The organism is Pseudoalteromonas sp. KG3, from assembly GCF_030436385.1.
GTDB classification, from domain to species: Bacteria; Pseudomonadota; Gammaproteobacteria; order Enterobacterales; family Alteromonadaceae; genus Pseudoalteromonas; species Pseudoalteromonas prydzensis.
Genome location: NZ_CP098524.1, coordinates 767763 through 791999, shown reverse-complemented (window position 1 = coordinate 791999; position 24237 = coordinate 767763). Strand labels below are relative to the sequence as shown.

Annotated in this window: 23 protein-coding genes, 1 pseudogene and 1 riboswitch; of the genes and pseudogenes, 20 read left to right on the top strand and 4 right to left on the bottom strand. The window is 41.3% G+C overall.

The window, feature by feature from the left end; all coding sequences use genetic code 11:
* The first annotated feature begins 253 nt into the window (after positions 1–253).
* Positions 254–1251, top strand: a pseudogene (locus NDQ71_RS21975) (peptidase U32 family protein).
* 10 nt (positions 1252–1261) lie between these two features.
* On the top strand, positions 1262–2131 hold the full coding sequence (locus tag NDQ71_RS21970; RefSeq protein ID WP_283708804.1) for a U32 family peptidase: 870 nt from the start codon (positions 1262–1264) through the stop codon (positions 2129–2131).
* 61 nt (positions 2132–2192) lie between these two features.
* Here the strand turns inward: NDQ71_RS21970 and moeB are convergent, their stop codons facing one another.
* Positions 2193–2963 carry a molybdopterin-synthase adenylyltransferase MoeB gene (gene moeB / locus NDQ71_RS21965; RefSeq protein WP_257324117.1) on the bottom strand — a complete coding sequence of 257 codons (771 nt, stop codon included), beginning with the start codon at positions 2961–2963 and terminating at the stop codon, positions 2193–2195.
* Positions 2964–3227: 264 nt separating this feature from the next.
* A riboswitch (molybdenum cofactor riboswitch) is annotated at positions 3228–3357 on the top strand.
* Here moeB and moaA point away from each other — a divergent pair.
* From moaA to NDQ71_RS21920, 9 genes are all read left to right on the top strand, one after another.
* Positions 3348–4319: a GTP 3',8-cyclase MoaA gene (gene moaA / locus NDQ71_RS21960; protein ID WP_301562744.1), complete on the top strand. Its 972-nt coding sequence runs from the start codon at positions 3348–3350 to the stop codon at positions 4317–4319. (Overlaps the previous riboswitch by 10 nt.)
* Before the next feature lies 1 nt (position 4320).
* Positions 4321–4890: a molybdenum cofactor guanylyltransferase gene (locus NDQ71_RS21955; RefSeq protein WP_257324115.1), complete on the top strand. Its 570-nt coding sequence runs from the start codon at positions 4321–4323 to the stop codon at positions 4888–4890.
* A gap of 27 nt (positions 4891–4917) precedes the next feature.
* A complete protein-coding gene (moaB, locus tag NDQ71_RS21950) occupies positions 4918–5466 on the top strand; it encodes a molybdenum cofactor biosynthesis protein B (RefSeq protein ID WP_257324114.1) in 549 nt (182 codons plus the stop codon).
* Positions 5466–5942 (top strand): cyclic pyranopterin monophosphate synthase MoaC, encoded by a 477-nt coding sequence (gene moaC, locus NDQ71_RS21945; protein ID WP_257324113.1) that lies wholly within the window; start codon positions 5466–5468, stop codon positions 5940–5942. Before moaB ends, moaC begins: the two co-directional genes overlap by 1 nt.
* Positions 5943–6008: 66 nt before the next feature.
* On the top strand, positions 6009–6257 hold the full coding sequence (gene moaD / locus NDQ71_RS21940) for a molybdopterin converting factor subunit 1 (protein ID WP_257324112.1): 249 nt from the start codon (positions 6009–6011) through the stop codon (positions 6255–6257).
* 1 nt (position 6258) lies between these two features.
* Positions 6259–6708 carry a molybdenum cofactor biosynthesis protein MoaE gene (locus tag NDQ71_RS21935; RefSeq protein ID WP_257324111.1) on the top strand — a complete coding sequence of 150 codons (450 nt, stop codon included), beginning with the start codon at positions 6259–6261 and terminating at the stop codon, positions 6706–6708.
* Positions 6708–7451 carry a molybdate ABC transporter substrate-binding protein gene (gene modA / locus NDQ71_RS21930; RefSeq protein ID WP_257324110.1) on the top strand — a complete coding sequence of 248 codons (744 nt, stop codon included), beginning with the start codon at positions 6708–6710 and terminating at the stop codon, positions 7449–7451. The genes NDQ71_RS21935 and modA overlap by 1 nt, the downstream gene beginning before the upstream one ends.
* Positions 7448–8134 carry a molybdate ABC transporter permease subunit gene (modB, locus tag NDQ71_RS21925; protein WP_301562743.1) on the top strand — a complete coding sequence of 229 codons (687 nt, stop codon included), beginning with the start codon at positions 7448–7450 and terminating at the stop codon, positions 8132–8134. Before modA ends, modB begins: the two co-directional genes overlap by 4 nt.
* Positions 8121–8792, top strand: a complete 672-nt coding sequence (locus tag NDQ71_RS21920; protein ID WP_257324108.1) for an ATP-binding cassette domain-containing protein — start codon at positions 8121–8123, stop codon at positions 8790–8792. Before modB ends, NDQ71_RS21920 begins: the two co-directional genes overlap by 14 nt.
* A 19-nt stretch (positions 8793–8811) precedes the next feature.
* Here the strand turns inward: NDQ71_RS21920 and glp are convergent, their stop codons facing one another.
* Positions 8812–10047 carry a gephyrin-like molybdotransferase Glp gene (glp, locus tag NDQ71_RS21915; RefSeq protein WP_257324105.1) on the bottom strand — a complete coding sequence of 412 codons (1236 nt, stop codon included), beginning with the start codon at positions 10045–10047 and terminating at the stop codon, positions 8812–8814.
* A gap of 8 nt (positions 10048–10055) precedes the next feature.
* Positions 10056–10715: a two-component system response regulator NarL gene (gene narL, locus NDQ71_RS21910; protein WP_301562742.1), complete on the bottom strand. Its 660-nt coding sequence runs from the start codon at positions 10713–10715 to the stop codon at positions 10056–10058.
* A gap of 322 nt (positions 10716–11037) precedes the next feature.
* Here narL and NDQ71_RS21905 point away from each other — a divergent pair, with 322 nt between their 5' ends.
* Positions 11038–12642 carry an MFS transporter gene (locus tag NDQ71_RS21905; RefSeq protein WP_301562741.1) on the top strand — a complete coding sequence of 535 codons (1605 nt, stop codon included), beginning with the start codon at positions 11038–11040 and terminating at the stop codon, positions 12640–12642.
* Between the two features lie 53 nt (positions 12643–12695).
* Here the strand turns inward: NDQ71_RS21905 and NDQ71_RS21900 are convergent, their stop codons facing one another.
* Complete coding sequence (locus NDQ71_RS21900) at positions 12696–14570, bottom strand: histidine kinase (protein WP_301562740.1); 1875 nt, start codon at positions 14568–14570, stop codon at positions 12696–12698.
* 287 nt (positions 14571–14857) lie between these two features.
* Here NDQ71_RS21900 and NDQ71_RS21895 point away from each other — a divergent pair, with 287 nt between their 5' ends.
* The 8 genes from NDQ71_RS21895 to nrdG all read left to right on the top strand — a co-directional run bounded on the left by NDQ71_RS21895 (position 14858) and on the right by nrdG (position 24235).
* Positions 14858–18586: a nitrate reductase subunit alpha gene (locus NDQ71_RS21895; protein ID WP_301562739.1), complete on the top strand. Its 3729-nt coding sequence runs from the start codon at positions 14858–14860 to the stop codon at positions 18584–18586.
* 10 nt (positions 18587–18596) lie between these two features.
* Positions 18597–20129 (top strand): nitrate reductase subunit beta, encoded by a 1533-nt coding sequence (gene narH, locus NDQ71_RS21890; protein WP_257324092.1) that lies wholly within the window; start codon positions 18597–18599, stop codon positions 20127–20129.
* A gap of 4 nt (positions 20130–20133) precedes the next feature.
* Positions 20134–20877: a nitrate reductase molybdenum cofactor assembly chaperone gene (gene narJ, locus NDQ71_RS21885; protein WP_257324091.1), complete on the top strand. Its 744-nt coding sequence runs from the start codon at positions 20134–20136 to the stop codon at positions 20875–20877.
* Entirely contained in the window at positions 20874–21554 is a 681-nt protein-coding gene (gene narI / locus NDQ71_RS21880; RefSeq protein WP_283708796.1) for a respiratory nitrate reductase subunit gamma, read from the top strand. Before narJ ends, narI begins: the two co-directional genes overlap by 4 nt.
* Before the next feature lie 86 nt (positions 21555–21640).
* On the top strand, positions 21641–22420 hold the full coding sequence (locus tag NDQ71_RS21875; RefSeq protein ID WP_301562738.1) for a peptidylprolyl isomerase: 780 nt from the start codon (positions 21641–21643) through the stop codon (positions 22418–22420).
* 12 nt (positions 22421–22432) lie between these two features.
* On the top strand, positions 22433–22768 hold the full coding sequence (locus NDQ71_RS21870) for a hypothetical protein (RefSeq protein WP_257324088.1): 336 nt from the start codon (positions 22433–22435) through the stop codon (positions 22766–22768).
* 87 nt (positions 22769–22855) lie between these two features.
* Positions 22856–23248 (top strand): ribonucleotide reductase subunit alpha, encoded by a 393-nt coding sequence (locus NDQ71_RS21865; protein WP_257324087.1) that lies wholly within the window; start codon positions 22856–22858, stop codon positions 23246–23248.
* A gap of 534 nt (positions 23249–23782) precedes the next feature.
* Positions 23783–24235, top strand: a complete 453-nt coding sequence (gene nrdG / locus NDQ71_RS21860) for an anaerobic ribonucleoside-triphosphate reductase activating protein (protein WP_257324086.1) — start codon at positions 23783–23785, stop codon at positions 24233–24235.
* Positions 24236–24237: the final 2 nt, after the last annotated feature.

The following is a 24237-nucleotide window of genomic DNA, read 5'->3' as shown; positions in this document are numbered from 1 at the left end:
TATTTAATCCTTATACTAAGTACTGCTAAATTAGCGCTGCTTCAGACGTTTCACTTTATTCTAAATCAATTAATGCTCTGCTAATGCAAAATTACCACTAAGATTCTTAGTGCTATTTCTTTTGGGATATCATTTTTTTGTGAAATGACAATTGCTAGGTAAGGGGTGGCATCATGTTGTAAAAATTAATCTAGATCAAAGTTTTTTTAACATCTAAAACTATGCTTAGCATTCATTTTCAAAGGAGCTGCCAATGGAACTTTTATGCCCTGCGGGGAGTTTAAAATCGCTGAAAACAGCTATAGATAATGGTGCCGATGCGGTGTACATAGGGTTTAACGACCAAACTAATGCACGCAATTTTGCAGGTTTAAACTTTTCAGACCAGCAACTGCACGCTGCCGTTGAATATGTGCACAGTCGGCATAAACGTTTGCACATTGCGATTAATACTTTTGCTCACCCAGAACAATCACAACGCTGGCAAAGCGCTGTTGATAAAGCGGTGCAGCTAGGCGCTGATGTGTTAATCGTTGCCGATCTATCAGTACTGGCCTACTGTGCAAAATATTATCCAGATAAGGAACTACATGCATCTGTGCAAGTATCTGCTACTAACGTGGGTGCTATCGCATTTTTAAAAAATCAATTTAATGTTACCCGAGTTGTATTGCCACGGGTGCTATCGATTCATCAGATCAGGCAGCTCGCACGCAGCTGCGATGTGGAGCTTGAAGTATTTGCTTATGTATTATGGCTGAAGGGCGTTGTTATTTATCTTCTTACTTAACTGGCGAATCACCCAATACAGCCGGCGTTTGCTCTCCAGCAAAGTTTGTTGATTATCAAACTCTTCAACATCAGCAAGAAACGGTCTTAGAAAGCCGTTTGAATGGGGTGCTAATCGACCGCTTTGCTGAAAATGAAAATGCTGGTTATCCCACATTATGTAAAGGGCGTTTTAGTGTTGATGATGATCTTTATCACGTGCTTGAAGAGCCAACTAGTTTAAATAGTATGGAATTATTGCCTGAGTTATACAGCTTAGGTATTAAAGCAATCAAAATTGAAGGACGCCAACGTAGCCCCACTTATGTTCGCGATATTAGCAAGACTTGGCGAAGTGCAATTGATAATTGTATCCGCCAACCGACGGAATTTTCAGCCAATGATGCAATGCGTCAATGCTTAACATCATACAGTGAAGGCTCGCAGACTACTCTGGGTGCCTATCATAAAAAATGGAAGTAGGAGCGAGAAGATGAAATATGCACTAGGGCCTATTCTATACTATTGGCCGAAAGCAAAAGTAGAGGCATTTTACGAACAAGCCGCCGATAGCAGCGCAGATATTATTTATTTAGGCGAAACAGTGTGCGCAAAACGCCGCGAGTTAAAATTAAAAGATTGGCTACATATTGCTCATCAGTTAAAAAAAGCAGGTAAAGAAGTATGCCTATCAACGATGACCTTATTAGAAACACAATCTGACTTATTTATGCTTAGGCGCTATTGCGATAATTTAGGTTTTACTGTTGAAGCAAATGATCTTGCTGCTGTTGAACATTTATCAAAACACCAAGTGCCATTTGTAACCGGTGCAGCCATTAACTGCTATAACGGAGAAACAGTGGCATTGCTGCATAACTTAGGAATGAAACGTTGGGTTATGCCCGTGGAGTTATCTAGAGACTGGCTGGCCACAATTCGACGCAGTGAATTAGTCAAAAACTTACCATTAGAGATTGAAGTATTTAGCTATGGTCATTTACCTTTGGCCTACTCATCTCGGTGTTTTACAGCTCGCTCCCTTGATAGAGCAAAAGATGATTGCCAACTATGCTGCATCGATTACCCTACAGGCCGCCAAGTAACCACCCAAGATCAGCAACAAATATTTGTCGTCAATGGGATTCAAACACAATCAGGGCAAAGATATAATTTAATTAATGAACAGCCAGCAATGCAAGGCTTAGTTGATGTAGTAAGACTCAGCCCTGAATCAGAGCAAACCTTGATTATGATTGACCGTTTTCGCGCTAATGAAGACGGCCATTACCCTATGGCCCTAGATAACGCTAAAGAGTGTAATGGCTACTGGCATCAAATTGCAGGTATGCAAAGCATGTAATTTTTTTAAGCTTCATAACTCGTTCAAGCTTACATTATGTAAGCTTGAACGAGTTATTTAATCAGCCACATACTGGACAATTTTTATCATGATGATAATAAAACTGTTGCTGCTGCGATGTAAGGCCATCAATGAAGAGCAATATACCAAATAATGGCTCGCCCACTGCAGTTATAATTTTCAGTGCTTCCAGCGCTTGCATCGCGCCAACAACCCCCACCACAGGGGCAAAAATTCCCGCTTCAACACAACTCAACTGTTGTTCACCAAACCCTCGAGCATAACAGCTGTAACATGGAGTATTTGGCGCATAATTAAAGCTGGTAACTTGACCTTCAAAGCGAATAGCAGCACCAGACACTAAAGGGGTTTTATGATTAAAACAGCTTTGATTAAGTTGCTGACGAATGGTTAAGTTATCAGTGCAATCGATCACCACATCATGACTTTTAACGAACTCTTCACGCTCATCATCCGTGAGTTTACGAGCAATCGCATTAACTTGGCACTGACTATTTAAGCCTGCAATAAATGCTTTGGCTGCCAAAGCTTTATTTTGCTGCAATTGCGATTCTTGATAAATCACTTGGCGTTGTAAATTAGTGACTTCAATCGTATCAAAATCAACTAAAGTTAACTGGCCAACGCCAGAACTGGCTAAGTAGGGTACACAACTACTACCAAGGCCGCCTAAACCAACTATCAATATTTTTGCGTTTAAGAGCGCTTCTTGGCCAGCAAAATCAATTTGCGGCAATAAAATATGGCGGCAATAGCGTAATGTTTGTGCATCATCAAGTTGCTTGGCAGATCCAGTGTGCTGTTTAGTCATGGTAAGACTCATTATAGATAATTCAATTGGGTTATACGGCTGTTTATTTATAAATTCAATACACCTTGTAATACGATCTAGTAATTATTGATGTTGATCATTCTTTCGCTATTTTGTTAAGTTTTTATCACGTCTCAAAAATACTAAAATAGTAATAAAGATCAATACTATAAAATAAAAATACCTCAATATAGGTAGTCGTGCAGTATCAAGCTACTCACCCAGTTGTATAGTGTATTTAAGCTAAGCCTCATATTATTTTAACTATTAAGACAACTCCGAGCTCGTTTGCCTTCGTTGATAACATGGTAAATAAGCCGTGGCTGAGCCACCGGGTTTAAAAAGAAATTTTTAAGCCTCCCTCTATTTGGAAAGGTGTTGACAATGTTACTAGACCCTCAAGGGCGTAGCTTTAGCTATTTACGCCTATCAATCACAGATTTATGCAACTATCGTTGTAACTATTGCCTGCCTGATGGCTTTAAGTGTGACCATAAGGCACATTATTTATCATTAGATGAAATTGCCGCAATTGTTAAATCATTTGCTCGGCACGGCGTAAATAAAGTACGAATTACGGGTGGAGAGCCTGCGTTACGACGTGATCTAAGTGAAATTATTGAGTTGGTAAAAAACACCCCAGGTATTGATAAAGTCGCGCTTACCACCAACGGCTATCAGTTATCACGACATATAAAAAGTTGGCAATCAGCAGGGCTTGATACCATTAACGTCAGCTGCGATAGTTTAGATCCACGGATGATGCAAGCCATTATCGGCCGTAATAATCTCGATGCCATCTTGCAAGGCATAGATGATGCAATCAGCATCGGTATAAAACAGGTTAAAGTCAACACAGTTTTACTTAAACAATATAATTATCAGCAGCTTGAGCAGTTAATAAATTGGGCTAAGCACAAACCTCTTACTCTTAGATTTATTGAACTAATGCAAACGGCCGACAACGGTGATTATTTTAATGTTAACCATGTCAGCGCCGAAGAAGTTGGCAGAGGTTTATTATCTGCTGGCTGGGTTGAAACTCTACGAGCAAAAAATGCTGGTCCTGCACGTGAATTTAGTCACAGTCAAGCCATTGGCAAGGTCGGTTTTATTGCCCCCTATAGCAAAGACTTTTGCGCCACCTGCAATCGGCTACGCGTTTCCTCACAGGGAAAACTACATTTATGCTTATTTGGTGATACAGGCTATGGGTTACGCCCATTTATTGATGCTAATAATGAACAACATCTCGATGACGCCATTAGTCAGTTTTTAACGCATAAAACAGGCTCACATTTTCTACATCAAGGTTATTCAGGAGCAACCACTGATCTAGCCATGCTAGGAGGCTAATATGGAACATTTTGGCGTCGTTTTAGCTGGCGGGCAATCTTCCCGTATGGGCGTAGATAAAGCCGACTTGATGTGGCATCAACATACGTTGTTACAGCACATGCTACAGCGTTTACGGGCAAGCCTATGTCAACATGTGTTGATCAGTCGTAATCATCATCAAGGTATTAACGATCGATTCAAGCATAAAGGCCCCTTAGCAGGCATTGATGCTGTATTACAACAACTTCCTGAACACTGTTTATTGACGGTTATCCCCGTTGATATGCCGTTACTAGAGAGTGCAGCAATAATCCACTTACAGACTTATGCAGCCAACACAAGACGCTCGGTGTATTACTCGCAGTCTTTTTTACCTTGCATTATTGTTGTTAACAATTCATTAAGGACTTATATTGAACAACAACTTAGCAGTGATGGAAATTACTCAATCAAAGGTATGCTATGTTTTATTGAAGCCGAACAACTGCTCCATCCTGAACCAAATCGTTTGTGCAATACCAACACCCCACAACAATGGGATGCCGTTATTAACACAGTAACAAATAATCACACGCATGCAGTGCGTTAACCGTTATCACATATTCTCGGAGCTCGTATGTCCCACTTAAAAGACAAAGTATTTACCCCTCTTAATATTGCGGTTTTAACTGTATCGGATACCCGTACAGAAGAAACCGATACCTCTGGCCAAGCTTTAGTAGAAGGACTAACTCAAAGCGGCCACCATCTAGCTGATAAAGCCATTGTAATTGATGATGTCTATAAAATTCGCGCTATTGTCTCAAAGTGGATTGCCAGCGATGATGTACAAGCCATTTTAGTTACTGGCGGCACTGGGTTTACTCAACGCGATTCAACGCCAGAGGCTCTTACACCACTATTTGATAAAGAAGTTGCAGGGTTTGGTGAATTATTTAGAGCCATTTCCTATGAACAAATAGGTACTTCCACCATTCAATCAAGAGCATTGGCAGGGCTTGCTAATCAAGTCATTATCTTTGCTATGCCAGGCTCAACCAATGCCTGTAAAACAGCGTGGGAAGGTATTTTAAAAGAACAATTAAATTGTCTCCACGGGCCATGTAACTTTGTTCCTCATGTAAAAAAATCACTCGCTGATAAATGCACAACAAGGAGCGCCTAATGCTTACTCATGTTGATCAACATGGCAAAGCAAGCATGATTGATGTTAGTGATAAACCAGCCAGCTGTCGCCAAGCCGTTGCTAATGCAAGTATTACTATGTCGACTGCGGCATTTGAGTTGTTAAAGAATAATGAGCACAAAAAAGGTGACGTACTGCAAGTAGCACGAATTGCGGGTATTCAAGCGGCAAAAAAATGTGCTGATTTAATTCCTCTTTGTCATCCATTAATGTTATCAAAAGTAGCGATAGACTTTAGTTTAGATGAACAAGCCTGTCGCGTTGATATAACTGCATTAGCAAAACTCACTGGCCAAACAGGGGTCGAAATGGAAGCGTTAACTGCGGCTTCAATTGCAGCATTAACCATTTTTGATATGTGCAAAGCAGTAGACTCTCGCATGCACATTGGCAATATTCAAGTAATTGAAAAACAAGGCGGAAAATCAGGTCATTTCATCAATACAGACCATTAATAATATGTACACCAGCACTTTGCAGCAGCGATCAATATGTGAAGTGTAAGGTGTTTTGGAGTAGCTATGATCACTTTACTATTTTTTGGCCGTTTAGCAGAGTTGTTAGACTGCCGACGATTGCAATTAGCCATTAATAATCCACTTGATGTTGCCAGTTTACGCCAATTATTGGCTGAAAAAGGCGCTAACTGGCAAGAGTTTTTAACAACCCAACATGCCTTAGTTGCCGTAAACCAAGCCATGGCGCAAGAACAAGCATCTATCAATGAAGGCGATGAAGTCGCTTTTTTTCCGCCGGTTACGGGAGGTTAGAATGATCAAAGTATGCACTGAAGACTTTGATCTAGGTGAGCTTACCAATCAATTACGACAAAAAAGCCCACAAAGCGGGGCAATTGTTAACTTTGTTGGCTTAGTGCGCGACATTAATCACGGGCAAAATGTCAGTAAGCTATTTTTAGAACATTACCCTGCGATGACCGAAAAGATCTTAGCGGATATTTGCAGCCGTGCTAAAACTCGATTTGCAGTGGATCATATTGACGTGATCCACCGTGTTGGTGAGCTCGGCTTAAACAGCCAAATTGTTTATGTTGGCGTCAGTGCTATACACCGAGGCGATGCGTTTAGCTGCTGCGAATATGTAATGGACTACTTAAAAAGTGAAGCGCCATTTTGGAAAAAAGAAAACCAAAACGGCCAACAAGTTTGGCTTGATGCAAATCCAAGCGATGTTGCCGCTAAAGCGCGTTGGGAACAATAATGAACAAAGCGATGTTGTGGCTTTGTTGCCTACTAATTAGTTTTCCAAGTTACCTTGTTTATAGCCAAGAACAACCGCTACGTCTTGCTGTGGCCAGTAATTTTAAAACGACTTTAGCGACCCTTGTTGACGATTTTAAGCGCCAACACACCTACTCAATAACAGTTTCGAGTGCATCAACGGGAGTGCTTTATCAACAAATTATCAAAGGTGCGCCGTTTGATTTGTTTTTTGCCGCAGACCAATTACGCCCACAACAATTGCTAGAGCAGGGGATTGCCAGCAGTAGCGAGCTGTACGCCTATGGTAGAGTCGCGTTTTATAGTGCCAAAACAGATCCTAGTTACGCCCATCAGCTAACAACGTTGCCAAGTAAATGCCGTATCGCGATTGCTAATCCAGCCTATGCGCCATATGGTATTGCTGCGAAAGAAGTGATTGCAGATCAACAAGCTTTGAGTCACTGCCAGCAAATAAAAGGGAGTAATATCGCTCAAGCCTTTCAGTTTACCCGATTACAAACTGTCGATTTAGGCATTGTTGCGTATAGTCATATACTTGAACAACATATTCCTGCGGCGCAATTTCAGCTACTGGATGAGCGTTACCAAGTCGCTCAGGCTGTTGCGGTATTAAACCGCCAGCAACAGAGCGACGCCGCACTCGTATTTATGCGTTATTTAGCAACGCCCAATGCGCAACTGATCATTAGCCAGGCAGGTTATCAAGGGGTTAGCCAATGAGTTTTGGCAGTACCGAGCTGATGGCCTTTTGGATCACTTTTAAACTGGCGCTGTTAACCAGCAGTATACTTATGGTGCTCTGCATCCCTCTAGCATGGTGGCTTAATAATAGTCGCTCTTTAGTATCACGGTTGATTGAGTCTTTGGTCACACTGCCTATAGTGTTGCCACCCACAGTATTAGGCTTTTATTTATTAATAGCTTTTGCGCCAACAACTATTCTTGGCCATCAATTTGAAGTTTTAACTGGTCAGCAACTGGCCTTTTCGTTTTCTGGTATTTTATTAGGTTCACTGTTTTATTCATTACCGTTTGCAATGCAGCCACTGCAAACCGCGTTTGCACAGTTTGATAATAAAGTTCTCGATGCCGCTCATTCTTTGGGAGCAAGCCCCGCACAGGCATTTTTTCAGGTAACATTACCTTTATGTAAGCACGGTATTATCAGTGCAGCGTTATTGTGTTTTGCACATACGGTAGGTGAGTTTGGAGTTATTTTAATGATCGGCGGTAACATCCCAGGCGAAACCCAAGTGTTGTCTGTGGCTATTTTTGACGCAGTAGAGACTATGGATTATGCCAAAGCCTATAACCTTTCTGCAGCGCTGCTAATATTTGCGGTAATCACCTTGGTGATGATCAATATTCTCAAACGTAAAGAGCAAGATTATGCTAAATGTTGATTGCCAACTCACCTTGCCAGTGCAGACCTTGAGTTATCAGCTCAAAACGCCTGACGGAATCACCTGTTTAGGGATCAAAGGCGATTCGGGTTGCGGTAAAACCACCTTACTGCGGATCATTGCGGGGCTTGAGCAACATGTCCACGGCAATGTTGAATTTGCCCAGCAACAATGGCAACACAGCCAACAAAAAAAGTTTGTCCACGCCAGCGAGCGTAATATTGGCTTCGTATTTCAAGATGCACGATTATTTGCCCATTTAAGCGTCGCGCAAAACATTCAATTTAAAGGTAACAAACGCGCTTTACCAGGATTTGAATTTGAGCGAGTAATCGAAACCTTAGATGTTGGCCATTTACTGAGTCGCCGACCGGCCAACTTATCAGGAGGAGAAAAACAACGAGTGGCTATTGCACGAGCACTCAGTAGCCAGCCGCGTTATCTGATGTTTGACGAACCACTGACCGGCATAGATCATAATCACAAAGTGGTTATTTTAAATTACTTAGCAGAGTTAAAACATGAGTATGCGATACCGATGATTTATGTGTCACATCTTGATGATGAATTACAAAAAATTAGCGATGGAATTATTAATTTAAACCTCAAACACAAACCGTTTACTACGTTAATAAATTCAAACCAAGCACATGCGTAAACGTATGTGCTGTCGACAGTTACAAATACTTATAATGAATAATTTCAACCTGCTGCGAGGCCAATACACCGTCACTTTCAGCTGGTAGAATGACATGACAATTTGCACGGCTTAATGCCGATAAAATACCCGAGCCTTGCAACCCAGCGCTTTCAACATACCATTGTCCATCAGCCGTTTGCGTAGCAATACCGCGTTGAAATTCAGTGCGTCCAGGGCGCTTTTTAAAGTCCGCTTGTGCAATAGCTTTAATCGCTATTTCACCCATAATCTGATGCCCTTGGCGTAGCTTAATAAAAGGAATACCTAATCGGTCAAAGGTAATAGCCGCAGATACAGGATTACCTGGCAAGCCTAAAAAGGCACACTTACCAACTTGCCCAAAGGCAAACGGTTTACCCGGTTTTATAGCAAGTTTCCAAAAGTTTATATCCCCCAATTCACTGAGGATCTCCTTTACATAATCAGCATCACCGACCGATACACCACCTGAGGTGATCAATACATCGGCCCATTCTGTCGCTTGAGTAATCGCATTGGCAATAGCTTCACGCTGATCAGCGATAATGCCAAAATCGCGGATATCCACCCCCATTGGAGCTAACATCGCCATAACTAACTGGCGGTTTGAATCAAAAATTTGCCCCTCTTTAAGCGCATTACCCGGTTCAACTAGCTCATCCCCGGTTGAAATAAGTGCGACTTTAAGTTGACGTAACACGCTGACTTTAGGCACGCCAATAGCGCACAACAAACCAATATCGCGCGCTTGTATTACATGACCTTTACTAAGCACCACATTACCAGCGGCAATATCTTCGCCTTGCACACGTACATTAGCCCCTGCTTTTACTTGAGCTTGTAAACTAATGTACTCACCATCTCGATTTACTTGCTCTTGCATTATGACAGTGTCGGCACCTTTGGGCATCATTGCACCCGTCATGATACGAGCACATTGACCAGTGCTAAGTGCTTGTTTACTTGGGTGTCCAGCTAATGAGGTAGTGACGACTTCTAGTTGATTAAAATCATTCAGGTCTTGATGATTGCATGCATAGCCGTCCATCGCCGAATTAGCGTAAGGAGGAATATTAAAATTTGATACCACGTCAGCGGCCAATACTCGTCCCAATGCATCTTGCACTTTTATAGTTTGTTGTTCAGCTACAGCTGTTGCCGTTGCTAATAATTTTGCTAGTGCATCGTCAAATGCTAAAAGCGGTGTTTTTAATGCATCACAACCACAATCCATACTCACCTCTAATGTTGTTGATCAACCATCCACACGGCAGCTTCTACCCGTGAACGGAAATTGAGTTTTTTCAATAAATGCTTCACATGTACTTTTACTGTGCCATCAGAAATATCCAGCTCCCGCGCTATTAATTTATTGCTTAACCCTTTAGCGATCAGTTTTAAAATCTCGAGCTCTCTGCTTGTTAGTCCCGACAAGGGGTTCTCAGGTTTGCGATTTGGTTTTCTAAGTGCGGTAGCGAGTGTATGAGTTAAACATTCACTAATAGCCATTCGCCCAGTGGCTGCTTGCTTAATATGCTCAACAATGTCTTCAGGTTCCATATCTTTAAGCAGATAACCATCGGCACCATTAGTAATAGCAGAGATCACATCTTCGTCATTATCTGACACACTTAACATAATAACACGAGAGCTAACACCTTGGTTTCGAAGCTCCTTTACTGTTTCAAGACCATCCATGCCTTGCATATTCAAATCTAAAATAATAATGTCAGGATCAAGTTCCAACGCTGCAGTTATGGCATCTTTACCATTACTGTGTTCGCTTATTACTTGCAGCTCATCTTCCAGCTCAATTAATTGGTTCAACCCTTTGCGAAATAATGGATGATCGTCCACTAACATCACTGTAGTCACATTTTCTTGTGCGATAGAAGTATTCATCTTGCTCCTTTACTAACTCGGCTAAGTATTGTGAATGATGACGATTAAATCACTCAGCTTAGTTGATGTATATCATAAAATGATAGCTTAACAGTTCTTCACTATTTCTGCTCAACGCCACAAGCTACTCACTAATGGGTAGCCTGTGGCGTTGATAAACAACGTAAGTAATTAATTAATAATATAAATTAATACATCGTTCATATATAGCTTCAACATCTATATTTATAGGTACTTTTAGCTACTGCATTGAGTCTATTGTGAATGTACCGCTTAAAAGCGATATTTTGCCATAACTAATTTAGCATACAGCGACTCTATAATGCGTGATATAGACAAGTGGGACCCTGAAGATGACTCCTTTTGGCGCCAAAATGGAGAAAAAATAGCAAATAGAAACTTATGGATCTCTATAAGTAGTTTATTTTGTGGTTTTTCAGTGTGGATGTATTGGGGCGTTATTACTGTTCAGATGCTCAATTTAGGCTTTTATTTTAGTTATGAGCAACTGTTTAGTTTAATCGCTATTGCTGGTTTTAGCGGCGCGACGCTAAGAATTCCCAGTAGCTTTTTTATCCAATTATGCGGTGGCCGCTACACAATTTTTTTTACCACGGCATTATTAATAATACCTGCTATCGGCACTGGAGTGGCGTTACAAGATAAAAACACATCGCTGTGGGTATTTCAATTGATGGCATTATTATCGGGAATTGGCGGTGGTAACTTCACGTCATCAATGTCCAATATCAGCTTTTTCTTTCCTAAAAAACGGCAAGGTTTAGCACTGGGTTTAAATGCAGGGTTAAGTAATTTTGGCGTGACGGCAATGCAACTCATAGTACCATTGGTTATGAGTAGTGCGGTGTTTGCAGGTGAACCGCTACAGTTAATAAATGCCTCAGGCACATTGCTTGGTAAACTGCCCGAAGGTAGCGATACGTATATTCAAAATGCGAGCTATATTTGGGTGCTTTTTTTAGTGCCGATAACATTTTTATGTTGGTTTGGAATGACTGACATTAATAGCAAAGATGTATCGCCATATTTAGCTAGCCCGCTCAAAGCATTTAGTCTAATTTCCCTCATGTTGTTGATCAGTCTTTTTTGGGCTGCTTGGGGCTTATGGCTCATACTGCCAGCTCACGCCAACGGTGCAGATATAGATATTCCTAAAGAAATTGTGTTGACATTTGTAATTTTAGCCACTTTATTTTGTTTAAAATCACTTCCAGGTACAGTAAATCGCAGCTTAAGCAAGCAGTACACTATTTTTAACAACAAACATACTTGGGTAATGGGTATTATATATACTATGACCTTTGGCTCATTTATTGGCTTTGCGGCTGCATTTCCATTCGCGATTAAAGTGATTTTTGGCTATCAACACATCATGGTTGATGGCGTAATGACGCACACTACAGTTAATACAAACGGCCCAAGTGCTTTGATGTATGCATGGATGGGGGCTTTTATTGGCGCGCTTATTCGCCCACTGGGTGGTTGGTTAGGCGATCAATTTGGTGGAGCTTTTGTGACCCAAGCTTGTTGTATCGTTATGGTGCTAAGTACATTGGGCGCGTCTCATTACATGCAACTGGCTTTTCACAGCGCTAACCCTGAAGAATATTTTTTAGAATTTTTCAGCCTATTTCTAATCTTATTTTCAGCAACTGGAATTGCTAATGGCTCAACATTTAAAACAATTGCAGTGGTCTTCCCTAAAGAGCAAGCAGGCCACGTATTAAGTTGGACTTCGGCAATAGCGGCTTACGGCGCATTTTACATTCCAAGCGTTTTAGGTGAACAAATAAGTGCAACCACACCTGAAGCCGCACTGATTAGTTTTACTATTTTCTATACAGTATGTTTATTTATAAACTGGTGGTTTTATCTGCGTAAAGAAGGCGAGTTTTACAATCCTTAAAACCACTTTAATCTCTAGTCAGGTCAAATTCACTGCACGACAAAACTGCCAAGTCATACCTCACTTGGCATTTTTCGCTCTGCTTTATTGAGATACTGAGGGTAAAAGCTAAATGTAACTTGTGCGCCCCCCTCAGGACGATTAACTAATAAGAATTCACCACCGAGAGAGTGACTTCGCTCTTGCATAATTATCGTGCCATAATGATTCAATTCTTGTTGTTTATCATCTATTCCAATTCCATTATCAGCAATCACAACTTTCACTTGCTGATCGTCTTGTTCAATAAAATGAATAAATATCTCAGTACCCTGTGAGTGAGTGATAGCATTTTGTAATGCCTCTTTAGTGATCTGTAATAAGTGAATTTCTTCATTAGGTGTAAACGGGATATGCGCTGTTTTATAATTTAAACTAATATCAATATCACTGCGTTTTGCTAATGTTTGGATTGTTTGTAAAACTGCGCACTCTAATCCTTCACTGTCAATATGTAATCTAAAAGTAGTTAACAACTCACGTAGTTGACGATAGGCGGAGTTTAGCCCTTCTTTGAGCTCTGTGACTGGGGATGTGAGTTTAGCGTCTTCAGGATAGTCGTTAATTGCTCGTTGAATACAAGTTACTTGGATTTTTAAATAAGATAACGACTGCGCGAGTGAATCATGCAATTCACGAGCAATAATTGAGCGCTCGTTAAGTAAAGTAATACGACGTTGTTGATCTCTTTGATTACGCATACTCAATGCCAACGCAAGTTGTTCAGCGACACTTTTTAATAACTGCTGTTGCCACAATTGTATTTTTGATTCTGGTTCAAGAGTGACCACAATGATTCCATAATGTAAGCCACTTTTCTCAATAACATACCGATGCTGTAGTACTTGATGTTGATCTACTAAAGTAACAATTGCAGTTTCTCCCGATAAACACTCACCACACTCTTTATGTTCACAATTTTGCGACTGAGTACGGCCAGTTTCAGTGAGTATGTGTTGATAAGGCACATCACCTTCGGGAGTCAGTAAACATAAATCAATATTACTTAAACCACTTACTTCGCTTACTTGATGGATCACGCGATTATAATTTAACTCTCCCGCACGGGATTCATTCACTTCTTGGGCAACCTGATAGAGTAAAGTAAGTATTTGATTACTGCGTTTGAGCTCTTGGGTTTTTCTTTCAACCCGTTGCTCCAAATCACCATAAATACGAGCAATACGCTGGTTATAATTATTAAAAGTAGTTGCCAACAATCCCAACTCATCTTCACAAATAACAGTAAAACGCTGGGTTAAATCTCCCCTTGATGATTTACGCGCCACATCGGTCAGCTCTTTTAAAGGCAATGCGATATGTTGATGTATCGAATATAAAGATAAACAAACAAATAATAACGTGACAAATAATGTCGATATTTGAATCAACCTTAATGTTGTCAAGCGTTTTTCAAAAATGCTTTGATAACCCAGCACTAAATTATCCAAAGACGTGACAAAGTTTGTCAATGGAGCAATCACCGGACTAACACTCTCTTGCGTTAATGAGTTCAGTATCAAAGGTTTGACAATTGTTTGCCATTGCGCCTTTATTTGGCTGTAATCATACTTTTGTTCTGTGAGTTGATCTGATGAAAAGTCTTTTTGTAATAAAGGGTTATTAAACGAGTGTTCAAACTCATCAATCAAAGTTAACACTGTTTGGTGATGGTTCTGTTGTTTAGTTTGCTGATACAAAGCCACTTCTGTAGTCAGCTGGTAGCTTTTCATCCGCATTGAGCCAGATAAGTTTATTGCGGCGCCATCAAATTCACTGAGCTGTGACATATACATAGATGAAAAAATACTGGTGAATGCCATCAGAATAACGCTTATCATCATCACTGAAATACGAAAAACGACTGACCGACTTACTTTTTTAAACATTGCGACACCCAAAATTAGTAACTACCCAAAAATATCTTTAATGCATTAAAAACAACTTTTTTACTGACCTACAAAGCGCTACCCAGCCAGTATAAAGGGCATGAACAATACCGATATACCTCATTGTAGGTATTAGCTAATCCCTTGGCCAGCCTGTAACTTTTCTACCTTGATCCATATCAACAATTAATTCCTTACACTGCTTATTATCGTTTTAAAACGAACGTACTTTTGGCTCATCGTCACCGAGCTAAATAGCCTACGAAATTGCAATGTTGGAGTGAAAAATGAGTCACTTTTTAGATAAATTACAGTTTTTCAAAACTGAAAAAAAAGCCTTTGCAGGCAACCATGGGGTTACCACCAATGAAGATCGCAAATGGGAAGACAGTTATCGCCGCCGCTGGCAATACGATAAAATAGTCCGTTCAACGCATGGGGTTAACTGTACCGGTAGTTGTAGCTGGAAAATCTACGTAAAAGATGGCCTAGTTACTTGGGAAACCCAACAAACCGATTACCCGCGTACCCGCCCAGATTTACCAAATCATGAACCTCGTGGCTGTCCGCGTGGCGCAAGCTACTCTTGGTATATTTATAGTGCGAATCGACTCAAACATCCAAAAGTACGTAAACGTTTAATCAGACTTTGGCGCGCTGCCAAACAACAACATAGCGACCCAGTACTTGCATGGGCATCAATTGTTGAAGACTCAACAAAAACTCAAGAATATAAGCAGCAACGTGGCTTAGGTGGCTTTGTTCGCGCTGACTGGCAAGAAGTAAACGAAATTATCGCCGCTGCCAATATTTATACCACGAAGAAACACGGCCCAGATAGAGTCGTTGGTTTTTCCCCAATTCCAGCGATGTCAATGGTGTCGTACGCAGCAGGCGCACGTTACTTATCATTAATGGGTGGCAACTGCCTGAGTTTCTATGATTGGTATTGCGACTTACCACCGGCATCACCACAAATTTGGGGTGAACAAACCGACGTACCTGAATCAGCCGATTGGTATAATTCAAATTATATTTTAGCCTGGGGCTCAAACGTTCCACAAACAAGAACACCGGATGCTCACTTTTTAACGGAAGTACGTTATAAAGGCACGAAAGTAGTTGCTATTACTTCAGATTACTCTGAGTTGTCAAAACTGACCGATCACTGGTTATCGCCTAAGCAAGGCACTGACTCAGCACTGGCAATGGCCTTTGCGCATGTTATTTTAAAAGAGTTCCATGTTGACGGCCACAGCGACTACTTCAGTGAGTATGTGCGCACCACCACTGACTTCCCCATGTTGGTTATGCTTGATGAAAACGAGCAAGGTCAATTAAATCAAGGTCGTTTTTTACGTGCCTCAGATTTAGCCGATGACTTACAACAAGAAAATAATCCTGAATGGAAAACCATTGCGCTTAATGAAATTGATAACCAATTGGTATCACCAACGGGCTCTGTAGGCTATCGTTGGGGTGAAAAGGGTAAATGGAATATCAAACAGCTTGATGGTCATTCAGGTGCTGATGTTAAACTGCAAGTCAGTTTAAAAACCAATCATGACGAAATAGTTGCGGTTAACTTCCCATATTTTGGGGGGGGTGAGCATGAGTTTGGATATTTCCAAAATACCAGCCATGACGATATCTTACCACGTAAAGTACCAGCCAAACGTATCACGTTAAAAAATGGCAGCCAAGTACTCGTGACCACCGTATATGACTTAACCGTAGCAAATTACGGAGTAGACAACGGTTATGACGATCCAAACGTGGCAACCAGTTACGATGATGACATTCCTTATACACCAGCTTGGCAAGAACAAATTACCGGCGTTCCTCGCGGTGATGTGATTCAAATTGCTCGTGAGTTTGCACAAACTGCAGATAAAACCCGTGGTCGTTCAATGATCATTGTGGGCGCAGGCTTAAATCACTGGTATCACATGGACATGAGCTATCGCGGCATCATTAACATGCTGATGATGTGCGGTTGTATCGGGCAATCTGGCGGCGGCTGGGCTCACTATGTAGGCCAAGAAAAGTTACGTCCGCAGACAGGCTGGCAACCATTAGCATTTGGCCTTGATTGGCAAAAGCCACCTCGTCATATGAACGGGACGTCGTTCTTTTATAACCACTCAAACCAGTGGCGTTATGAAAAACTACGTATGGATGAAATCTTATCGCCTGTAGCCAACAAAGAAAAATGGCAAGGTTCCATTATTGATTTTAACGTTCGCGCAGAGAAAATGGGCTGGCTACCATCAGCACCACAATTTAACGTTAACCCGTTAGAGTTATGTAAAACGGCGGCTAAAGAAGGGTTATCTGCGAAAGATTATGTAGTGAAAAACCTCAAATCAGGAGCTTTAAAATTTGCCTGTGAAGAGCCTGACGAGCCAGAAAATTTCCCGCGTAATATGTTTATTTGGCGTTCAAACTTATTGGGTTCATCAGGTAAAGGGCATGAGTACATGCTACGTCACTTACTAGGCACTAAACACGGACTACTCGGTAAAGATTTAGGCGAAAGTGATGGCATTAAACCTGAGGATGTAAAATGGCAAGATGAAGCAGTTGAGGGCAAACTTGATTTAGTGGTAACCCTTGACTTCAGAATGTCGACTACTTGCTTATATTCAGACATCGTTCTACCAACGGCAACTTGGTATGAAAAAGATGATATGAACACCTCAGATATGCACCCATTTATTCACCCGCTGTCAAAAGCCGTTGATCCGGCTTGGGAAGCACGTTCTGACTGGGATATTTTCAAAGGGATTGCAGATGCGTTCTCAAAACTATGTGATGGCCATTTAGGGAAAGAAAAAGACCTTGTTTCAGTACCCATATTGCATGACACGCCAGCCGAAATTGCCCAACCATTTGGTGTAAAACAGTGGTGGAAAGGTGAGTGTGAGTTAATACCGGGTCAAACCGCACCAAACTTTGTTGAAGTTGAACGTGATTACCCAAACTTGTACGAACGTTTTACCTCTTTAGGACCACTTCTTGAAAAACAAGGTAATGGCGGTAAAGGTATTAACTGGGATACTAAAAACGAAGTTGCATTCTTGGGTGAGTTAAATAAACGCGCACGTACTGATGGCGATGCCAATGCTCGTCCAAAAATTCAAACTGCCATTGATGCCGCTGAAGTTATCTTATCGTTAGCGCCTGAAACTAACGGCCAAGTAGCTGTAAAAGCATGGCAAGCACTGGGCGAGTTTACTGGTATTGACCACACTCATTTAGCCCGTCCGAAAGAAGAAGAGAAAATTCGTTTTCGTGACATTCAAGCGCAGCCGCGCAAAATTATTTCGTCACCGACTTGGTCTGGTCTTGAAGATGAGCATGTATCTTATAACGCAGGGTATACCAATGTTCATGAGCAGATCCCATGGCGCACTGTGACGGGTCGTCAGCAGTTTTATCAAGACCATGAATGGATGCGCGATTTTGGCGAGTCAATGTGTGTGTACAAACCCCCGATTAACTTAAAAACCGTTCAGCCGATTATGAATAAAAAGCCAAATGGTAATAAAGAAATTGCACTGAACTGGATCACACCACACCAAAAGTGGGGTATTCATAGTACTTACTCTGACAACCTCTTGATGCTAACACTGTCTCGCGGTGGACCCATTGTATGGATATCAGAAACGGATGCTAAAAAAGCGGATATTAAAGATAACGATTGGATCGAAGCTTTTAATGTTAATGGTGCGCTTGTCGCACGTGCCGTTGTATCACAACGAGTACCAGAAGGTATGAGTATGATGTATCACGCTCAAGAGCGGATCGTTAATATTCCTGGAGCTGAGACAACGCAAACCCGAGGTGGTATTCATAACTCAGTGACTCGTGCAGTCATGAAACCGACTCATATGATAGGTGGTTACGCGCAGCAATCTTATGGTTTTAACTATTACGGTACCGTCGGCTGTAATCGTGATGAGTTTGTTGTTATTCGTAAAATGAGCAAAGTTGATTGGTTAGATACCGAGTAAGGGGCACAGTATGAAAGTAAGAGCGCAAATAGGCATGGTGTTAAACCTTGATAAATGTATCGGTTGTCACACTTGCTCAGTCACCTGTAAAAACGTTTGGACCTCGCGTGAAGGGGTTGAATATGCTTGGTTTAATAATGTTGAAAGTAAACCTGGGGTAGGTTATCCAAAAGAATGGGAAAACCAAGAGAAGTGGAATGGCGGTTGGCAGCGGCATAAAAGCGGTAAAATAACTCCAAAGCAAGGCGGAAAGCACCGTATTTTAGCCAATATTTTTGCCAACCCAGATTTGCCAGAAATAGATGATTACTACGAACCATTTGATTTTGATTATCAACACCTGCACACCGCAGGTGAAAGTAAACATCAGCCAGTGGCACGTCCACGCTCGTTAATAACGGGTCAGCGGATGGAAAAAATAAACTGGGGTCCAAACTGGGAGGAGATCTTAGGGACTGAATTTGAAGAGCGTCGTCGCGATAAAAACTTCGACAATATTCAAGCTGATATTTATGGTCAGTTTGAAAAAACCTTCATGATGTATCTGCCTCGTTTATGTGAACATTGCTTAAACCCCGCATGTGTTGCATCGTGCCCAAGTGGTGCAATTTACAAACGTGAAGAAGATGGCATCGTACTGATTGACCAAGACAAATGCCGCGGCTGGCGGATGTGTGTCAGTGGTTGTCCTTACAAAAAAATCTACTACAACTGGAAAACTGGCAAATCAGAAAAATGTATTTTCTGTTATCCACGTATCGAAAGTGGTCAGCCAACGGTGTGTTCAGAAACCTGTGTAGGCCGTATACGTTACCTTGGGGTCATGCTGTATGACGCAGACCGGATTGAAGAAGCCGCATCGGTTGAAAACGAACAAGACTTATATCAAGCTCAGTGCGACATTTTTCTTGATCCACATGATCCTGATGTACAAGCCGCGGCACGTAAAGAAGGGATCCCACAAAACTGGTTAGATTCTGCAATGCAGTCGCCAATTTACAAAATGGCGATGCAATGGAAAGTGGCACTCCCACTGCATCCTGAATACAGAACACTACCTATGGTGTGGTATATCCCACCCCTTAGCCCAATCCAAAGTGCTGCAACACAAGGGCATATTGGTGTAAATGGCGTGATCCCTGATCTTAAATCGTTGCGAATTCCTATTAAGTACTTAGCAAACTTACTCACCGCAGGTGAAGAAGCACCCGTTATAACGGCCCTTGAACGTATGCTTGCAATGCGTGCATACAAACGTTCAGAGCAAGTGGACGGTGTGGAAGACTTAGCCGTACTTAAACAAGTCGGTCTAACACAAGCACAAGTGGAAGACATGTACCAAATTATGGCACTAGCTAACTACGAAGATCGTTTTGTGATCCCAACCAGCCATAAAGCCTATGCTGCTGATGCCTACGACATGAAGAATAGTTGCGGTTTCACCTTTGGTAATGGCTGTAGTAATGGCAGTAGTGAAAGCAACTTATTTGGCGCTAAAAGCCAAGGCGTTCGCCAAGTCATTCCTATTGAAGTACAGGATTAATATTATGATTTTACGATTATTATCACGATTCATAGATTATCCCAGTGAGCAATTACATGAGCACAAAGCTGATTTTTTAGCCCTAGTTGCAGATGAAAATCGTTTACCAGAGGATATAAAAGCACAGTTAAGAGATTTTATTGAGACCCGTTTATCAATGGACTTACTTGATTGGCAAGCAGAGTATGACGGCTTATTTGAACGTGGCCGTTCACTTTCTCTATTATTTTTTGAGCATGTTCATGGTGAGTCTCGCGATCGAGGTCAAGCAATGATTGACTTAATTGCCCAATATAAACTTGCTGGCTTAAATATTAGCGTACGTGAACTCCCTGACTATGTGCCTTTATATTTAGAGTTTGTTGCCACTCAGCCTGTAGATACTCAAGCGGGCTGGTTGCAAGATGTTGCTCATATCATGGCATTGTTAACCGCTCGCTTACAAAAGCGTGAAAACAACTACCAAGCAGTATTTTCTGCAGTTCTCGCGCTTAGCGGTGTTGAAGTGGAATTAACAGAAATACATCAGCAGATTGCCGATGAAAAACGCGATGACACCAAAGAAGCTATTGATAAAGTGTGGGAAGAGGAAGCGGTAACCTTTGGCGGCGATGCTGTCAATGGTGGTTGCCCAACCACACAAAATCGTCCATCCGTTGAGCAAAATCGTAGCAATGAGCTGCCTATTTCGTTTGTTGATGCAGCAGCCAACAGTAATCCACATAACCAAATAAGGGGTAATTTATGAGCTACTTAGACACACTTTTATTTGGGATCTATCCCTATATTGCCGCCGCCGTTTTATTTATAGGCTGCTTGGTTCGTTATGACCGTGAGCAGTACACGTGGAAAACAGGCTCCAGTCAATTGCTAGAAAGTAAACAGCTGAAAAAAGGTTCAAGGCCTTTTCATATTGGTATCATCATGGTGCTCATGGGCCATTTTGTGGGACTCTTAACACCTCACCAAGTGTGGGACTTTTTAAATGTCACAGCAGCATTAAAGCAAAAAATTGCGATGGGTTTAGGTGGCTTTTTCGGCTTAGTTTGTTTTTATGGCTTAACCATTTTACTTATTCGTCGTTTAACAAACCCTCGGGTAAGAGCAAGCAGCTCAACTATGGATATCCTAATTTTAGTTGGCCTTTATATTCAGCTAATCTTAGGCTTGATCAGTATTTTGTTCTCATTCTCACACTTAGATGGCAGCGAAATGCTAAAAATGATGAGCTGGGCGCAAAATATTGTCACTTTTGATCTGCAACAAGCAACTGCAGCAATATCCTCAGTTGGCTTTATTTATAAAGCACACATATTTTTCGGGCTTACCCTACTAATTATATTTCCTTTCAGTCGCTTAGTGCATATTTGGAGTGTACCGGTAGGATATATAAAACGTAACTATCAAGTGGTTCGAAACAAATAATAGCCATAAATTGTAAGATAGAGCGCTTAAACGGTTCTATCTTACTTTTCATAAATCGTGTTTATGTGCACTTTAAGGGGCCTTTTATGAGCTTATTAAATACACCAGATGTTTTAGTTAATAAAGTAAAAATTCCAACTCAATTAATCGATGCTGAAATTCAATATCATCCAGCCGCAACCCGCCGCGAAGCGATGATCCAAGCCACTGAAGCACTGATCATCGCTGAACTTTTTAAACAACGAGCCAGTGAACTGAACATAATCGAGGCAAATGATGAAAACGAAGAGTACATCGCTCGTTTAATCGATTTAGAAGTCGCAATTCCCAAAGCCAGTAATGAAGAGTGTCGTCGCTACTTTAGCGCAAACCAACAAAAGTTTCATTCAAGTCCAATTGTTGAGGTGAACCATATTTTAATTGCCTCTGATCCAAAAGATTTAGAGCAACGAGAAGAAAGTAAAGAGCAGGCTAAACAGGTGCTATTACAACTGGCAGAAAACCCGAGCCAATTTAGCCAATTTGTAAAATCATTATCAGCCTGTCCATCAAAAGAGCAAGGCGGCAATTTAGGGCAAATTAGTTCAGGTCAAACAGTACCAGAGTTTGAACGCGCTATTTTTGCAGCCAAGCAAGGCCTTATTAACTACCCTGTTGAAACACGCTACGGCCACCACATCGTGAAGATTGCTCGGAAAATAGAGGGTGAAGCGCTACCCTATGAATACGTACAACAAAAAATTACTGATTATCTAAACGAAAAGGTACGGCACAAAGCGATTGCGCAATATATACAATTACTTGCCGACGAAGCCTGTATTAAAGGTTTTACCTTTAAAGCGAATGAGTCACCGCTTATTCAATAATGGAGGCAGCTAATGAGTAATCCTTTTCAAGCCAAATGGAGTAAGCAGGGCCACTCATTGTGCCTTGGTCATTGGATCGTTAGCTACCAAGACACAGCTATTATCTTACCCGATAAGCAACTCAATAATGATATGGGCACCTGGGGAGTTTACGATCCTATTTTTGATGATGATCCCGAATATTGCGAAGGCAAAGCCGAAGATGACTGGATCATCGCTAATGCAGACTGGTTAGCTGAAGTGTTTGTTAATCATAATATAGCCGTTACAGAGGAAAATATGCGCTGGTTTTATCAAGCAATTGACGAGCAAGATTGGCGCTGTGGAAGTTGCGGTGGCTGTATGTAACTTTTTGCTATAACTACCTATTTAGAGGGATAGTAAGCATACCTAATACCCATACAATAGGTGTATAACCCAAATATTGGAGCCGTTATGATCACCCAATTTAAAGATTTACTTAGTTACGCTAAAGAACAGCCAGATCCACAGCGGTTATTGTTTTTATTTGCTAAAACTGAATTATCAAACCCAAATAAAAGCAAAAAAAATGCCAAAGGCACGATTACTCCTACCATGTGTGTGGATAAATTGCCTAACGAAATCGTCAGTTATGAGTCGCTAATAAAGGAAGCAGACAACATCTCAAAAGAATGGGATTTTGTATTTATTTCAAGCCTTTCTGGTGTAAAAGGCCAACCACCTAGCACTGAAGATGCCGACCCTTACTTAAATAAAATGACCAATGATGTTACTTCTGGTCAAAATATTGCCCGTTATGTGGTGTTCGATCGCCAAGATAACCCGATTGAATTACTACCAAACTAACTTTAAAGCTTCCCAAGTAACAAACCGACTCAACTGAGTCGGTTTTTATTTTTCCAAAACTCTTTTCACTAGGGCGTGTTGACCTTTGTAGATTGAAATTTGTTCAATCTAGGGCCGATTTAATCGCGGCGCGAGGTTTGTAACCTAGTCGGCTAAGTAAAAATCGAGCAAAGCTTCCGCGTCCTGCTCACGCCCCTTACCTACATCCATGTAGGCAACAAAGAGTTAATCGCCCCTAGGAAGAACCCTTTGGGCAGCGCATGTTTGGAATTTATACTGCGTTACATAGGCTCTACCTTGTCTAAATATCAAACATACTGCTGTAAAATTAATCATGAAAGGTCAACACGCCCTAGAGCTTTTAACATACCGCGAATTGAACATTATCAATCCCTCGTTTCTAGCCAAAAATTATCAGACTGGTTTATCTATTTAGACGCACTTTGCCTACAAAATACCCCCTCAGTGGTATTGTTCAAAAACACCAAAATACCATATATTGACACAACTAACCAAAAAAACACCATATATAGTATGTTTAATATTTTACCACCCGATATTGTGTTTCAAGAAGTGCCTGAGGAAATATCTCTGGCGCTAACGGTAACTGGCTGTCAAATAGGCTGCAAAGGCTGTCACAGCCCATATATTTGGAACCCACAACACGGTATGCCCTTAACAGCAACAAGGCTAGCCGAGTTGCTTGATCAGTATGAAACCTTAATTACCTGTGTGGTGTTTTTTGGTGGTGAGTGGCAGCCCCAACAACTTTGCTTGTTATTGTCTCAATGCCAGACAGCAGGCTTTAAAACCTGTTTATACACGGGTGAAGAAGATGTTAGCGATACCATCAAAGCACACCTAGATTATTTAAAAACCGGCCCATGGCGCAGCGAAGTAGGTGGATTAGCAAGTCGCAACAGTAATCAACGCTTCATTGACATTGCGTCTAAAGAACAACTTAACCATTTATTTATTAAGGATTAATC